The sequence below is a fragment of the Baekduia alba genome, from assembly GCF_028416635.1.
In the GTDB taxonomy this organism is placed as follows: domain Bacteria; phylum Actinomycetota; class Thermoleophilia; order Solirubrobacterales; family Solirubrobacteraceae; genus Baekduia; species Baekduia alba.
On the sequence record NZ_CP114013.1, the window covers coordinates 1,835,489 to 1,848,763 of the forward strand.

Genomic DNA, 13,275 nt, shown 5'->3' on the forward strand with positions numbered 1-13,275 from the left:
CACGCACGCCAACCCGGGTGGTGCAGCCGCCCGGGATCGGAGGACGCGCCGCGCGGCGGGCACTTGGCGTCGTGACATGGCCTCCTGAGCCAGATGATGCGCACCGGTCTCGAGGTGCGCGACGGCCGCCTGCACGTGCCGGCCGAGCCGGGCGTGGGCCTGCGGTGGGACGAGCGCGGTCGCCCGCGGGCTCGCCTGAACCGTCAGGCCGCCTGCGCGCCGTAGCCGGTCTCGCTGCGGAACACCATCTCGGCGAAGCCGGGGCGGCCGGCCTGCTCCACCTCGCGGCCGCCCACCAGCGTTCCCGGCCATCAGGCCAGGAACCCGAGCGGTACGGCGATGATGGTCGGGGTTGGTCAGCGACAGCGGCGAGCCGTGCGAGTCAGCGCCCGGCCACACAGGCGGGCTGAGCATGATCAGGGTCAGCGACGCGAGCAGCCCGACCGCCACGCCGGCGACCGCGCCCGTCGTGTTGAACCGCCGCCAAGTGAAGGCCAGCAGCCGCGCCGGGAAGTTCGCCGCGGCGGACACCGACAGCGCGAGCCCGACCGAGAAGGCCACGTTGAAGCCCGACCCGGCGAGGGCCGAGAGCACGACGGCGACGACGGCGATCGCCCCCGCGCCGTGATGCGCCCGCGGCGCATGATGCGCGTCCGCAGGTCGTGGGCCACCGCGCCGGACGTGGAGATCACGATCCCCGAGACCACCGTGAGGTTCGTCGCGACCGCGACGGCGCTGACGACCGCCAGCAGCAGGGCGCCGCCGAACGTCCCGCGCCCGCCGCCGAGCACCTCGGCCATCAACGGCACGGCCAGGTTGCCGCCGCTCTTGGTGGCGAGCAGCGCCTCCGGGCTGGTGGCCCGAGCACGTAGCGGGCGCCGAAGCCCAAGAGCGACAGGAGCGCGAAGAACCCGCCGATGAGCCCGACGGCCCACCGCATCGACCGCCGCGCCGCTGTGGCATCCGGAACGGTGAAGAACCGCACGAGGATGTGCGGCAAGCTCCGGAACGTCTCGAAGTTGCTGACCAGCCGAGCACGCGCCACGTGCCGGCACATGTCCTCGAACTCGTGGGCGGCATTGCGCGCGCTGAGCTCGGACACCGCGGACCGAGTTAGACCCGCAAGTTGCTCGTCGTTCACGGCTCCGCAGGCTGAGTCCTGCGACCGGCGCCGGCCCTTCAGTCGATGCGTCATGTCGGCCATCTGCCGCGGTCTCGACACTCTCGCCGCACGACCCGAGTTTCGGCCAACGTTTTGGCCAAAGCAGGGGATTTGCTGTTCTCGGTCGCGGAGCCCCGAACGACGGAAGGCCCCGCTTTGCGGGGCCTTCCGGGATGGGCGCGGCGGGTTTCGAACCTGCGACCTCTCGCGTGTGACGCGAGAAAACCAATCGCCCTGGGTCCCTGGCAGGCGCCTGGTGCGTCTGCTTCGCGCTCTTGAGGGGTGGCGTTTGTGGGACAAACCAGTGGGACACGAGCCGCGCGCGCTCTACCGGCTGGCGCCGCGCCGTTGCCCCAAAACGACGAAAGCCCCGCAAAGGCGGAGCTTCCGTTCCATGCGCCGAAGAGGACTCGAACCTCCACGGGGCAATTGCCCCACAAGGCCCTCAACCTTGCGCGTCTACCAATTCCGCCACCGGCGCGTGACAGGCGAGGGTCAGCATAGCGAGAGGGGTCGCTCAGCGACGGTCGCCTTGATTCCGTCTGCACGCCCCTCTATCTTCACGAACACATGTTCGACCGAGACGCGAGTGGCGAAAGGTGACCCCGGTGGATCTGACCAAGCGCCAGCAGGAGATCTTCGACTTCATCAAGCGGTATTCGGCCAAGCACGGGTACCCGCCGACAGTGCGGGACATCGGCAAGGCCGTGGGGCTCGCTTCGTCGTCGACGGTGCACGCGCACCTGGCCAACCTCGAGAAGCTCGGGCTGCTGCGACGGGACCCGTCGAAGCCTCGAGCGCTCGAGTTGTTGGACAAGGCGTCGTCCGCCGTCGGCTCCGCGGTGCAGGACGCCGTGGACAACGTGAGCTCGCTCGTCCGGCCCACCGGCCTGCCGCTGGTCGGCTCGGTCGCCGCGGGTCAGCCGATCCTGGCCGAGGAGAACATCGAGGAGTACGTGGAGGTGCCGCCGGTCGCCGGCGGTGAGCAGGGCGAGTACGTCCTGCGCATCCGCGGCGAGTCGATGAAGGACGCCGGGATCCTGGAGGGCGACTACGTCGTCGTCCACAAGCAGGAGAACGCCGCCGACGGTGACATCGTCGTGGCGTTGGTGGGGGAGGAGGCGACGGTCAAGCGGTTCTTCCGCGAGGACGACCACATTCGCCTTCAGCCCGAGAACGCGACGATGGAGCCGATCCGCTCGAAGGACGTGCGGATCATGGGGCGCGTCGTCGGCCTCTTCCGGAGCGTGTGACATGACCGCAACGCTGACCCTGTTCCGTCCATCGATCCTCGACCCGGTCGAGGAGCCCGAGCAGCTGCGGGCGGCGCGCATCGCCGCTCCGCGCCCGTTGGCCCCTGCCGTGAGCGGCGGCCCGACGCTCGATGAGTTGCTGGTCGGGGTCTGGGAGGACCTGACCGCTCACCGCACCGTCGCGTGCTTGGCCTGTGGCGAGGCGATGACGCCGCGCTACAGCGCCGGGCCCGCGCCGGTCGGCGGCCGCTGCACGTCCTGCGAGACGACCATCGCCTAGATCACCGCGCGTCCCCACGCGCAGCCGGCGGCGGGGATGACGCCGGCTCGACGAACCCTCACCTCCTCCGGCGCCCGCCTTCCTCGGCGGGCGTTCGTCGTTCCAGGGCCGAGGATGCGATGCGGTCGTCGCCGAACCGTCCGCGACCCAGCCTCGGCATCAGGCGCCGGGTGGCCAGGGGCCTGTTCCGACACCGAGATCGACTGCGTCACGCCGCGGTCTGGGCGACGGCGAGCCAACTCCGCGACGCGAGCGCCCCGCGGGCCCGCGGCGCGACAACCCCGCGCGCCCGCGGCCCGCGGCACGCCCTACGCCGCGCCCGCCGCCTCCGGCTTCACGCTCAGCAGCACCGCCAGGTCCCGCTCCGCCCAAGCCACCGACGCCGTCAACCCCGCGTCGCGCAGCCACCCCAGCTGCTCCTCGATCGTGCTCGGCTGGTCGAACACCCCGTCGATCGGGGTCACGACGTCGCGGGCGTCCGTCGGCACGATCAAGTCCCCCAACACGAACCGCCCACCCGGCGCCAGCACGTCCGCGACGCGCGCGAACAGCTCTGCCTTCTCCGGCCCGTCCAGGTGATGCACCGCCAGCGCCGAGAACACCACTGCGAACCCGCCCCCGCCGGCGCCGCCGCCCTCACCGGGCTCCGGCAGCTCGTCCTGGAGGCGCGCCACCCGCAGATCCGCGCCGGGCAGCCGCACCGCCGCCCGCGCCAGCATCGCCTCGCTCGCATCCACGCCGATCAGCGTCGCGCCCGGATGCGCGGCCAGGACGTGCACCGCCGTCTCACCCGTGCCGGTCCCGAGCTCCAGCAGCGGCACATCGGCGCCAACCCGCGAGCCACACGCTTCGGCGACCGCCCGCTGCAACCGCGCGTAGGCCGGGACGTCCGACGCCATCAGCGCGTCGTAGGTGTCCGGATCGAAGTGGAACTGAGCGCACATCGCCGCAACGCTACCGGCGCCCCTTCCGCCGGCCCGCCGGCGGCGCTAGGCTCGGACATGCACGCTGGACGGCTGCGGCGGGAGAGACATCCCGTCGAGGAAAGTCCGGACACCACAGGGCGCGGTGGTCGGCGCAAGTCGACCCGGCGAAAGCCGCGGGATAGTGCCACAGAGACATACCGCCGATGGCGGGGCCGCACGTGCGCCCCGCACAGGCAAGGGTGAAAAGGTGCGGTAAGAGCGCACCGGCGTCATGGCGACATGGCGGCCAGGCAAACCCCACCGGGTGCAAGGCCAAGCAGGACCGTTCGTAGGCTGCCCGCCGAGGTCCAGGTCGGCCGCTCAGATGGATGGTCGTTCACGACAAGATCCGGCTTACAGGCGTGCTACAGCGAGGGCCCTTCCGACACCGGGAGGGCCCTCGCCATAGGCTGCCCCGCAGCGATGCGCTTCTCGATCTTCTACGAGCACCAGGTGCCGCGACCATGGGAGGCCGACGGCGAGCATCGACTCCTACAAGAAGCGCTCGAGCAGGTCGAGCTGGCCGACCGCCTCGGCTTCGACACCGTCTGGGCGGCGGAGCACCACTTCCTGGAGGAGCACTCGCACTCGTCGGCGCCCGGCGTCTTCCTGGCCGCCGCTTCGCAGCGGACCACCACGATCCGGTTGGGCTTCGGGACCGTGCCGCTGGCGCCGGGCTACCAGCATCCGGCGCGGGTCGCCGAAGCCGCCGCGACGCTCGACCTCCTCTCCGACGGGCGCGTCGAGCTCGGGACGGGGGAGACGTCGTCCGGGGCCGAGCTCGCTGGCTTCGGCGTCGATCGTGAGACGCAAACTGCACAGTGGAGCGAAGCGATCGAGATCGTTGCGCGGATGATGGTCGAGACGCCGTTCGCCGGCGCCGACACCGACCACATCAAGATGCCTCCGCGCAACGTGGTGCCCAAGCCGCTGCAGAAGCCGCACCCGCCGCTGTGGGTCGCCTGCCCACGTCAGGAGACGATCCGCCGCGCTGCCGAGAAGGGACTCGGAGCGCTGAGCTTCGCGTTCGTCGAGCCCGAGGACGTGCGCTCCTGGGTCGACGAGTACTACACCATCATCTCGTCGGACCGCTGCGTCCCGGCTGGGTTCGCCGTCAACCCCAACTTCGCGGCCGCGCTGCCGATGATGGTGCACGCCGACGAGGCGGAGGCGATCGAGCGCGGCATCGACGGCGCCCACTTCCTCGGCTACGCGCTCGGCCATTACAATGCCTTCGGCGAGCACGCGCCCGGCCGGACGTCGATCTGGGAGGAGTTCCAGGCCCGCCGGGACGACGTCGGCTTCGCGCGCTCCGCGATCTCCGCCGACGGCGCGCCGCTGAGCGTCAAGGTCCTCCAGCGCGGCCTTGGCTCCGTGCGCGGCGCGATCGGGACGCCCGCCCAGCTGCGCGAGCTGATCGGCCGCTACGAGGACGCGGGCGTCGACGAGCTGCTGTTCTGCCTGCAAACGGGCAAGACCCAGCACAAGCACATCATGGAGGCCTTGGAGCTGTTCGCCGCCGAGGTGATGCCGGCGTTCGCGCAACGGCGTCCCGCGCGGGCGCGGGACAAGGCCGAGCGGCTGGGCGACGCGGCGGAGCGCGCGCTGGAGCGGCGGGCGCCGCGCCGGACGGTCGCGCGCGGGTACGCGTTCAAGGCCGGCGACAGCGGGGTCGACGCGGCGGCGGTCGCGATCCCGGAGGAGCCTGCTGCCCCGTCGGCGCGGCGCGCCCCCGGCGCTGCGGTCACCTCGCTGCGGCGCCAGCTCGAGACCCACGGCGAGCGCGCGTTCCAGGCGTTCGTCGGGCGCTCGGACGACGCGCGCCTCGCGCGCACCGCCGGCTCCGGCGCCGGCCTCAGGGTCATCTTCGGCGCGATGGAGCGCCAGTTCGTGCCGGAGCGCGCAGCGGGCTTCACCGGTGACATCCAGTACAACCTGCGCGCGGTGGACGGGTCGGTGCGCGCGTGGACGGTCGCGATCGACCGGGAGCGCGCCCGCGCACGGCCCGGCGCCGCCGACGACGCCGAGCTCACGATCACGCTCGCGGTCGCCGACTTCATCCGCATCGCTGGTCGCGACCTCGATCCGGTCAAGGCCGTCCTGACCGGCCGGATGGAGCTCGCGGGCGACTTCGGCGTCGCGCTCAAGCTGGGCGAGATGTTCGGCCAGCCGGGCGGGTTCTGAGGCGGATCGCCCCCTGAGCAGGGGTTTTCGTTCGCGCCCGAACGCGGCGCGTGCGGAGGCTTGCTGGCGTCCGACGACCGTGCGAACATGTGTTCGCATCAGATGGTCGTCGCCGTTCTCCTTCCACGTTTCGAGCTCGTCATCGCCGCCGGTGGGCGCGAGGTCCTCGCGCGCGGCCCCGCGGCCCTCGCGCCGGAGCCGGGGCGGGAGCAACGTGTAGGAGAAGTGTCGTCCTCGGCGGAGGCGTTCGGGGTCCACGCGGGGATGCGCTTGGGCGAGGCGCTGGCGCGCTGCCCGTCGCTGGCGCTGATCCCGCCAGATCCGATGGGCGTCGCCGACGCGTGGGACAAGGTGCTCGCGCGGCTGGAGTCGGCGGGCGCGGCGGTGGAGAGCGAGGCGCCGGGGCTGGCGTTCTTCGACGCGGCCGCGCTGGCGCGGCTGCACGGCGGGCGCGCGGCGGATGACCCGGCGGCGGCGCTGCGGGCGCGGATGTCGGCCGGCGGCGCGCCGCCGTGGCTGGCGGGGGTCGTGACGGCCGTGCGCGCCGCGCTGCGCCTGCCCGCGCGGATCGGCGCCGGGCCGTCGCGGTTCTGCGCGCTGGCAGGGGCGGTGCGGGCACGGTCGCGGCGGGCCGAGCTGGTCGACGGCGCGGCCGCGCTGGCCGGCGAGCCGGTCGCGCTGCTGCGGCGCCGGCCGGAGGTCGAGGCGCTCGTGCGGCCCTTGGAGCGCCTGGGGATCGGGACGCTCGGCCAGCTCGCGGCGCTGGAACGGCCGGTGGTCGCCGACCGCTTCGGGCGCGCGGGGGAGTTGGCCTATGACCTGGCTCTCGGGCGCGACAGCGAGCTGAAGCCGCGACAGCCGGGGGAAGTGCTGGAAGAAGTCCTGGAGCTGCCGGAGTCGGCGTCGGGGGTGCAGCTGGGGCGCGCGCTGGTGTTGTTGGTGGACAAGCTGTTGGCGCGGCGGGAGCGCGACGGGCGGACGCTGCGGGCGGTCGTCCTGGGCGCGCGCCTGGTCGAGGGCGGGACGTGGCGCGAGCGCGTCGTGTTCCGCGAGCCGCTGGCGGACGCGACGCGGATGCGGCTGGCGCTCGGGCAGAAGCTGGTGATGCTGCCGGCGCCGGCGGAGTCGCTGCGGCTGACCGTCGAGCGCTTCGGCGCGGTCAGCGCGGGGGCGCACGCGCTGTTCGACGACGGCTCGGCCCAGCGCACGGCCCGGATGCGCGAGGCGATCCGCCAGGCCCGCGCGGTCGCGGGCCCGGAGGCGGCGCTGCGCGTGCTGGAGGTGGATCCGGACTCGCGGGTACCGGAGCGCCAGGCGGTCCTGGCACCGTACGAGCTGTGATCTGCGGGCCGCCTCGCCGCGCCTGGAGCCACCCGGCGGAGCTTGACGGGCTGGCGCCCGCCGGCGCTCGCCGTGCGATCTGCGGGCCGTCTCGCCGCGCCTGGAGCCACCCGGCGGAGCTTGACGGGCTGGCGCCCGCCGGCGCTCGCCGGGTGGCCCCAGCCGCGACGATCCGGGCCGCAGATTCCCGAGGGCGGCAGCGGTGACCAGCCCGCGCCGGCTCAACGTCCCGCTGCCCGCGACCGTCCGGGCCGATCCGCGCGGCCGGCCGCTGGCCGTCGACGGCCGCGCGGTGGACGCGGTGCGCGAGTCGTGGGTCGTGGAGGACCGCTGGTGGACCGACGCGCCGCTGCGCCGGCGCTACTGGGAGGTCGTGACGACGCGCGGCGACTTGTTGGTGTTGTTCCGCGAGCTGGACCAGGTGGGTGGGTGGTACCGGCAGCGCTGACGCTCCTGCGCGGTTCCGTGACATATGCGTCTGGTTCCTGCGCAGGTCGCTCGGCAGGGTCGGTGGCCACATGGCGTGGCATGGCGGCGGGACATCCGGGCAGGGATCGGTGGAGTGGGTGGCGGTCGTCGCCCTCGTCGCGGTCCTGCTCGGGACGACCGGCGCCGCGCTCGCGCAGGCCGGGTTCCTGGGCCGGCGCGTCACGCGCGAGCTGGCGCGGGCGGTCTGCGTCGTCTCGGCCGGCGACTGCTGGCGCGACCGGGAGCCGTGCGTGGTCGGGTCGTCCTCCGACGCCGCGTTCTGGAAGGTGGGGATCGCGATCGTCCGGGTGGGCAAGGACCGGCTCGCGCTCGTCGAGCGGCGGTCGGACGGCACGGTGGCCGTGACGCTCGAGGGCGCGTGGCGGGGTGGGGCGGAGGCGTCGGTGGGCACGCCGCGCGTGGCCGTCAAGCTCAAGGGCATCGACTTCTCGGCCGGCGGCGAGCTGACCGCGTCGCTGCTCGCGCGGCTCGGCGACGGCCGGACGTGGATCGTCGGCTCCGAGGCCGAGGCCCGCGCGCTGGTCGCGGCCGGCGGGTCGGCGCGGCCGCCCGACGTCACCTACGGCGATCGCGCGTGGCTCTCCACGCTGAGCGCGACGCTCGGGGCCGATGTCATGGGCACCGGCGAGGGCCTTGACGTGGCGAGCGCGCAGGTCGCGTTCGACCAGCACTGGGGCACGGCGACCGACCACCGCACGGGCCATCGCACGACGTCGATCCACGCGTCCTGGTCGGGGTCGGTCGCGCTGCTGCGCGACGTGCTCGGGGCCACCGGCGGCGACGACGGGCCGGTCGTCGCGGTCGAGGCCGACGCCGCCGGCCGGCCGCTGGACCTGCGCATCACGACGACCGGGACCTTCGGCGGGTCGCGCGACCTCCCGGGTGCCGTGCAGCCGGTTGCGGGGCTGCTGGCGGCGCGCGCGGGGGCCGGCGCCGACCGGCGCTACGAGGTCACCGCGCACCTCGACCTCACCGATCCGCGCGACCTCGCCGCGGCGCGCGAGCTCCTCGCCGCGATCGACGGCAAGCACGCGCGCACGACACCCGGACCGGAGCTGCGGCGGCTCCTCGACGCGCGCGCGACGATCGAGGCGCGGGTGCTGGCGGAGCGGTCGACGGGCCACGACGCCGAGCTGTCGGGCGGGACCGGCGGCGCGCAGCTCGGCTACTCCGAGCACTCCGAGCACCATGACCGGGAGCTGCTCGCGGCGTCCTCGCGCGGCCTGGACGGGCAGTGGATCACGCGGACGGATTGCGTCGCATGACGTCCGCGATCTGTGCGAACATGTGTTCGTGCCGTACGTCGAGCTCCACTGCCATTCGGCCTTCTCGTTCCTGGACGGCGCCTCGCTGCCCGAGGAGCTGGTGGTGACGGCGCTGGAGCGCGGACATCGGGCCCTCGCGCTGACCGACCACAACACGGTCTCGGGCTCGATGGAGTTCGCGCAGGCGGCGTCGTCGCTGGGGCTGAAGGCGATCCACGGGGCGGAGGTGGACGTCGTCGATCCGGGGTCGGCGCGCGAGCAGCGCGAGGGCGCGCTGCTCTCCGACGACGAGGCGGCCGGTCGCTGGAAGCGGCACGTGACGCTGCTCGTGCGCGACGCGACCGGCTGGCGCAACCTGTGCCGGCTGCTCACGCGAGCGCACGCGCACACGCGGGAGTCGCCGGGGCGGCGACGGGTGCTGGCGCCGCTGCTGACGGTCGCCGACCTGGCCGAGCTCTCCGAGGGGCTGGTGTGCCTCTCGGGCTGCGCGGACCACGGCGTCCACGACGAGCCGACGGCCCGCGCGCTGCTGGCGGCGTTCGGGCGCGACGCGTTCCGGGTCGAGCTCCAGCGGCCGTTCGGGCGTCACGACCGCGGCCGCAACCGCATGTTGATGGACTTGGCGCGGCGGCTGGGCGTGCCGTGCGTGGCGACGGGCAACGTCCACGCCCACGCGCCGGAGCGCGCGCGGCTGCAGGACGCGTTCGTGGCGATCCGCGAGCACACGACGCTGGACGCGTCCGAGCCGCTGCGGCGTGGCAACCACACGCACATGCTCACGTCGCCGGAGGCGATGGCCGCGCGCTTCGACGACCATCCCGAGGCGGTGGCCGAGACGCTGCGGCTGGCCGAGACGCTGCGCTTCGACCTCACGGCCGACCTCGGCTACCGCTACCCGGGGGCGGAGGACGACGGCGCCGACCGCAAGCTGGCCGAGGTCTGCGACGCGCTGTTCGACGCACGCTACGGCCCGGGGACCGACGGCCACGGACATCGCGCGGCGGCGACGGCGCGGCTGGACCAGGAGCTGGCGCTGATCCGCGACCTCGGGTTGTCGGGGTTCTTCCTCCTGCACCACGAGATGCTCGAGCTGGCGCGCGAGGTCGCCGCCGAGGTGCGTGGCGGCGCGGCCGCCCGGTCGCTGCTGCCGCCGGGGCGCGGCCGCGGCTCCTCGGTGTCGTCGATCGTCTGCTACCTCACCGGCCTCTCGCACGTCGACCCGATCGCCAACGACCTCCTCCTCGGGCGCTTCCTCAACGAGGAGATCACGTCGCTGCCCGACATCGACCTCGACTTCCCACGCGACGTGCGCGCGGTCCTGATCCCGCGCGTGCACGAGCGCTTCGGGTCCGATCACTCGGCGCTGGTCGCGGCGTTCCCGACCTACCGGGCCCGCGGCGCGATCCGCGAGCTGGGCAAGGCCTTGGGGTTGCCGCCGGGGGAGATCGAGCGGGTCGCGCGATCGTCGGAGGCGTTCTCGGCCCAGAGCGTGGACCGCGACATCGCGGTCGCGCTCGGCGAGGGGCGCGAGGCCGAGGGGCGCTGGCGCTGGCTGCACGAGCTGGCGTCGGAGGCGCACGGCCTGCCGCGCCACCTCAGCCAGCACTCCGGCGGCATGATCGTCGCGACGCGCCCGCTGATCGACTGCTGCCCGGTCGTGCCCGCCGCGATGGAGGGCCGGCAGATGGTGATGTGGGACAAGGACTCCTGCTCGGACGCCGGCTTCCTGAAGATCGACCTGCTCGGGCTCGGGATGCTGTCCGCGGTCGAGCGCTGCGTGGAGGCGGTCCACGCGCGGCGCGGCGAGCGGATCGACCTGTCGCGGATCCCGATGGACGACGACGCGACGTTCGAGTGCATCCAGAACGCCGAGACCACGGGCGTCTTCCAGATCGAGAGCCGGGCGCAGATGGGCTCGCTGCGGCGCACGCGGCCGGCGACGCTGCAGGACCTCACGATCCAGGTGGCGATCGTGCGCCCCGGGCCGATCGTGGGCGGTGCGGTCAACCCCTACATCGACCGGCTCCAGAAGCTGCGGGTCGACCCGACGTACGAGATCCCCTACGACCACCCGTCGTTGAAGGACGTCCTGGAGGACACGCTCGGGACGATCATCTTCCAGGACCAGGTCATCGAGGTCGCGATGGCGTTCTCGGGGTTGTCGCCGGGGGAGGCCGAGGGGCTGCGGCGGGCGATGAGCCGCAAGCGGTCGACGGCGGCGATCGAGGCCTACCACGAGCGCTTCGTCGCGCGGGCGATGGCGAAGTGGGACGACGTCGACGAGGAGCTCGGCGAGCGCGTGTGGACGATGGTCAAGGGCTTCTCGGGGTTCGGCTTCCCCAAGGCCCACGGCGCCGCGTTCGGGCTGCTGGCCTACCAGTCGACGTGGCTGCGCGTGCACTACGGCACCGAGTTCCTGGCCGCGCTGCTCGACGAGCAGCCGATGGGCTTCTACCCACCGGACGCGCTGGTGCACGAGGCGCAGCGGCGGGGGATCGGCGTGCTGCCGCCCGACGTCAACGCGTCGGAGGCGGGATGCATGGTGGTGGACGTCGACGACGAGGGCACGTCCGGAGTTCGCATAGGCCTTGGGTACGTGCTGGGCGTGCGGGCCGACGACGTCGAGGCGCTGGTCGCGGCGCGCGCGGCGGCGGGGCCGTTCGCCACGATCGAGGACCTGGCGTCGCGCGCGGGCGCGGGGCGGGGCGCGCTGGAGCAGCTGGCCTGGTCGGGCGCGTGCGACGCGCTGGCGGGCGGCTCGCGCCGGCGCGCGCTGTGGGAGCTGGGCGTGGCGGCGCCGGGCCGGCGGCTGCTGACATCGGTCGTGGGCGCGTCGGGGCGGCGCGTGCGCGCCGAGATGGGAACGCAGCTGGCGCTGCCGCTCGGCGTGGGGCAGGCGCCGGCGCTGCCGGGCCTCTCGGGTTGGGAGGCGATGATCGCCGACTACACGACGACCGGGCTGACGACGGCGCAGCATCCGCTCGGGCTCCTGCGCGACGAGCTGCGCGCCAAGCGCATGGTCTCCAGCGGCGACCTGGAGCGGCTGCGGCACGGGACGGCGGTGAAGGTCGGCGGGCTGGTCGTCGCGCGGCAGCGACCGGGGACGGCGAAGGGCGTGGTCTTCATGCTGCTGGAGGACGAGGCGGGGACGGTCAACCTCGTCGTGCCGCCCGACGTCTACGAACGCGACCGGACCGTCGTGCGCGCCGAGCCGCTCGTCGTGGCCGAGGGCGTGCTGGAGCGCCACGCGTCCGGCGGCGGCGCGATCAACATCGTGTGCCGACGCCTGGCGCGCCTGGACGCCAGCGGTCACCTCCAGGCCGCGCCGGCCGCCGACGTCGGCGTCCACCACGTGACCTCCGTGACCGGCGGCACGGCCGAGCGGATGGGTGGGGACGTCATCCAGGTCAAGGACTTCTCGATGCTCGACGCGATCGAGCTCGCCCGCCAGGACGCTCGCCGCGCCGCCGAGTCCGAGCCCGACGACCTCGCCGCCACCGGCACCGACGACTTCCGCGCCATCGCACCACCGGTCCAGAGCTTCGCGGCGGGACGCCGCCGGTGACGTCTCACCGCACGCTCGCCGCGGGGCCTCTCTGCCCCGCTCGCGGCCCTCTCGCGGTCCGTCGTCAGGGTCAGGACTTGCGCTGGGGGCCGGGTCACCGGATAGGGTCCCGCTCGTGATCGGGACCCTGGTCTTTGTCCTCATCTTCCTCGCCATCGGCCTGTCGGTCGTGTTGGCGGCGATGCGCAGCGGGCGGCCCCCCGCCGGCTCCAAGCCCGAGTCCCGTGGCGCCCGCCGCGCGTGGGGCGTCGGCCTCGCGCTCGTGATCGTCGTCCTCGGCGTCGGGCTGCCCGTGCTCATCCTGGTCACCAACAGCGACGACCACGCCTCCCACGGCGCCGGCGGAACCGAGCTCAACGCCGCCGCCACCAACGGCCGGGAGCTGTTCGCGCGCAACTGCGCGACCTGCCACACGCTCGACGGCTCCAACGCGGTCGGCCGCGTCGGCCCCAACCTCGACACGCTCAACGGCGGCAACCTCAAGCCCGCCTTCATCCTCGACGCCATCAAGAACGGCCGCGCCCGCGGCGCCGGCCAGATGCCGGCCGGCCTGCTCGTCGGGCAGGACGCGCAGGACGTCGCGGAGTACATCGCAACAGTCTCCGGCCGCTAGCCCGGCGCGTCTGCGCGCCGCCTCGTCGCGCCTGAGCGCACCGACCGGTTTGACGGGCTGGCGCCCGCCTGCACTCGCCCGGCGCGCTCAGCCACGACGATGCGGGGCGCAGACGCGCCGGGCGCCGCCTCGCCGCGGCTGAGCGCACCGATCGGCTT

The 13,275-nt window shown here is 73.8% G+C and carries 12 protein-coding genes, 1 tRNA gene and 1 other RNA gene; 11 read left to right on the plus strand and 3 right to left on the minus strand.

Annotated elements, in window-relative coordinates:
* Positions 1-93: 93 nt before the first annotated feature.
* Together DSM104299_RS09115 and DSM104299_RS09120 are read left to right on the plus strand one after the other, a co-directional pair.
* Positions 94-225 (plus strand): hypothetical protein, encoded by a 132-nt coding sequence (locus DSM104299_RS09115; RefSeq protein WP_272476985.1) that lies wholly within the window; start codon positions 94-96, stop codon positions 223-225.
* Positions 226-412: 187 nt separating this feature from the next.
* Positions 413-628 carry a hypothetical protein gene (locus tag DSM104299_RS09120; RefSeq protein ID WP_272476986.1) on the plus strand — a complete coding sequence of 72 codons (216 nt, stop codon included), beginning with the start codon at positions 413-415 and terminating at the stop codon, positions 626-628.
* A gap of 171 nt (positions 629-799) precedes the next feature.
* Here DSM104299_RS09120 and DSM104299_RS09125 read toward each other — a convergent pair whose 3' ends face one another.
* Positions 800-1,102, minus strand: coding sequence for a hypothetical protein (locus DSM104299_RS09125; RefSeq protein WP_272476987.1), 303 nt, complete (start codon positions 1,100-1,102; stop codon positions 800-802).
* A gap of 455 nt (positions 1,103-1,557) precedes the next feature.
* Positions 1,558-1,643 (minus strand) — tRNA-Leu (locus DSM104299_RS09130).
* Between the two features lie 127 nt (positions 1,644-1,770).
* On the opposite strand from DSM104299_RS09130, the gene lexA reads away from it, so the two are divergent.
* Together lexA and DSM104299_RS09140 are read left to right on the plus strand one after the other, a co-directional pair.
* Positions 1,771-2,415 carry a transcriptional repressor LexA gene (lexA, locus tag DSM104299_RS09135; RefSeq protein WP_272476988.1) on the plus strand — a complete coding sequence of 215 codons (645 nt, stop codon included), beginning with the start codon at positions 1,771-1,773 and terminating at the stop codon, positions 2,413-2,415.
* A gap of 1 nt (position 2,416) precedes the next feature.
* A complete protein-coding gene (locus tag DSM104299_RS09140) occupies positions 2,417-2,695 on the plus strand; it encodes a hypothetical protein (protein ID WP_272476989.1) in 279 nt (92 codons plus the stop codon).
* Between the two features lie 308 nt (positions 2,696-3,003).
* On the opposite strand, the gene DSM104299_RS09145 is transcribed toward DSM104299_RS09140, so the two are convergent.
* Complete coding sequence (locus tag DSM104299_RS09145; RefSeq protein WP_272476990.1) at positions 3,004-3,639, minus strand: class I SAM-dependent methyltransferase; 636 nt, start codon at positions 3,637-3,639, stop codon at positions 3,004-3,006.
* A 56-nt stretch (positions 3,640-3,695) separates the two neighbouring features.
* Between DSM104299_RS09145 and rnpB the strand changes: the two genes are divergently transcribed.
* The 7 genes from rnpB to DSM104299_RS09180 all read left to right on the plus strand — a co-directional run bounded on the left by rnpB (position 3,696) and on the right by DSM104299_RS09180 (position 13,117).
* Positions 3,696-4,030, plus strand: an RNA gene (gene rnpB, locus DSM104299_RS09150) — RNase P RNA component class A.
* A 53-nt stretch (positions 4,031-4,083) separates the two neighbouring features.
* Positions 4,084-5,844 (plus strand): LLM class flavin-dependent oxidoreductase, encoded by a 1,761-nt coding sequence (locus DSM104299_RS09155; RefSeq protein WP_272476991.1) that lies wholly within the window; start codon positions 4,084-4,086, stop codon positions 5,842-5,844.
* A 102-nt stretch (positions 5,845-5,946) separates the two neighbouring features.
* The gene (locus DSM104299_RS09160; RefSeq protein WP_272476992.1) at positions 5,947-7,185 is read left to right on the plus strand and encodes a Y-family DNA polymerase; all 1,239 of its coding nucleotides are present in this window, start codon (positions 5,947-5,949) and stop codon (positions 7,183-7,185) included.
* Positions 7,186-7,387: 202 nt separating this feature from the next.
* A complete protein-coding gene (locus tag DSM104299_RS09165; protein WP_272476993.1) occupies positions 7,388-7,633 on the plus strand; it encodes a hypothetical protein in 246 nt (81 codons plus the stop codon).
* A 118-nt stretch (positions 7,634-7,751) separates the two neighbouring features.
* Positions 7,752-8,939 carry a hypothetical protein gene (locus DSM104299_RS09170; RefSeq protein WP_272476994.1) on the plus strand — a complete coding sequence of 396 codons (1,188 nt, stop codon included), beginning with the start codon at positions 7,752-7,754 and terminating at the stop codon, positions 8,937-8,939.
* A gap of 28 nt (positions 8,940-8,967) precedes the next feature.
* Positions 8,968-12,504: a DNA polymerase III subunit alpha gene (locus tag DSM104299_RS09175; protein ID WP_272476995.1), complete on the plus strand. Its 3,537-nt coding sequence runs from the start codon at positions 8,968-8,970 to the stop codon at positions 12,502-12,504.
* Between the two features lie 115 nt (positions 12,505-12,619).
* Positions 12,620-13,117 (plus strand): c-type cytochrome, encoded by a 498-nt coding sequence (locus tag DSM104299_RS09180; RefSeq protein ID WP_272476996.1) that lies wholly within the window; start codon positions 12,620-12,622, stop codon positions 13,115-13,117.
* Positions 13,118-13,275 lie beyond the last annotated feature (158 nt).

Bases quoted from the DNA above. Each gene is read 5' to 3' on its own strand.
- DSM104299_RS09115 (WP_272476985.1), top strand. From the start codon at position 94: ATGATGCGCACCGGTCTCGAGGTGCGCGACGGCCGCCTGCACGTGCCG.
- DSM104299_RS09120 (WP_272476986.1), top strand. From the start codon at position 413: ATGATCAGGGTCAGCGACGCGAGCAGCCCGACCGCCACGCCGGCGACC.
- DSM104299_RS09140 (WP_272476989.1), top strand. From the start codon at position 2,417: ATGACCGCAACGCTGACCCTGTTCCGTCCATCGATCCTCGACCCGGTC.
- DSM104299_RS09145 (WP_272476990.1), bottom strand. From the start codon at position 3,639: ATGTGCGCTCAGTTCCACTTCGATCCGGACACCTACGACGCGCTGATG.
- DSM104299_RS09155 (WP_272476991.1), top strand. From the start codon at position 4,084: ATGCGCTTCTCGATCTTCTACGAGCACCAGGTGCCGCGACCATGGGAG.
- DSM104299_RS09160 (WP_272476992.1), top strand. From the start codon at position 5,947: ATGGTCGTCGCCGTTCTCCTTCCACGTTTCGAGCTCGTCATCGCCGCC.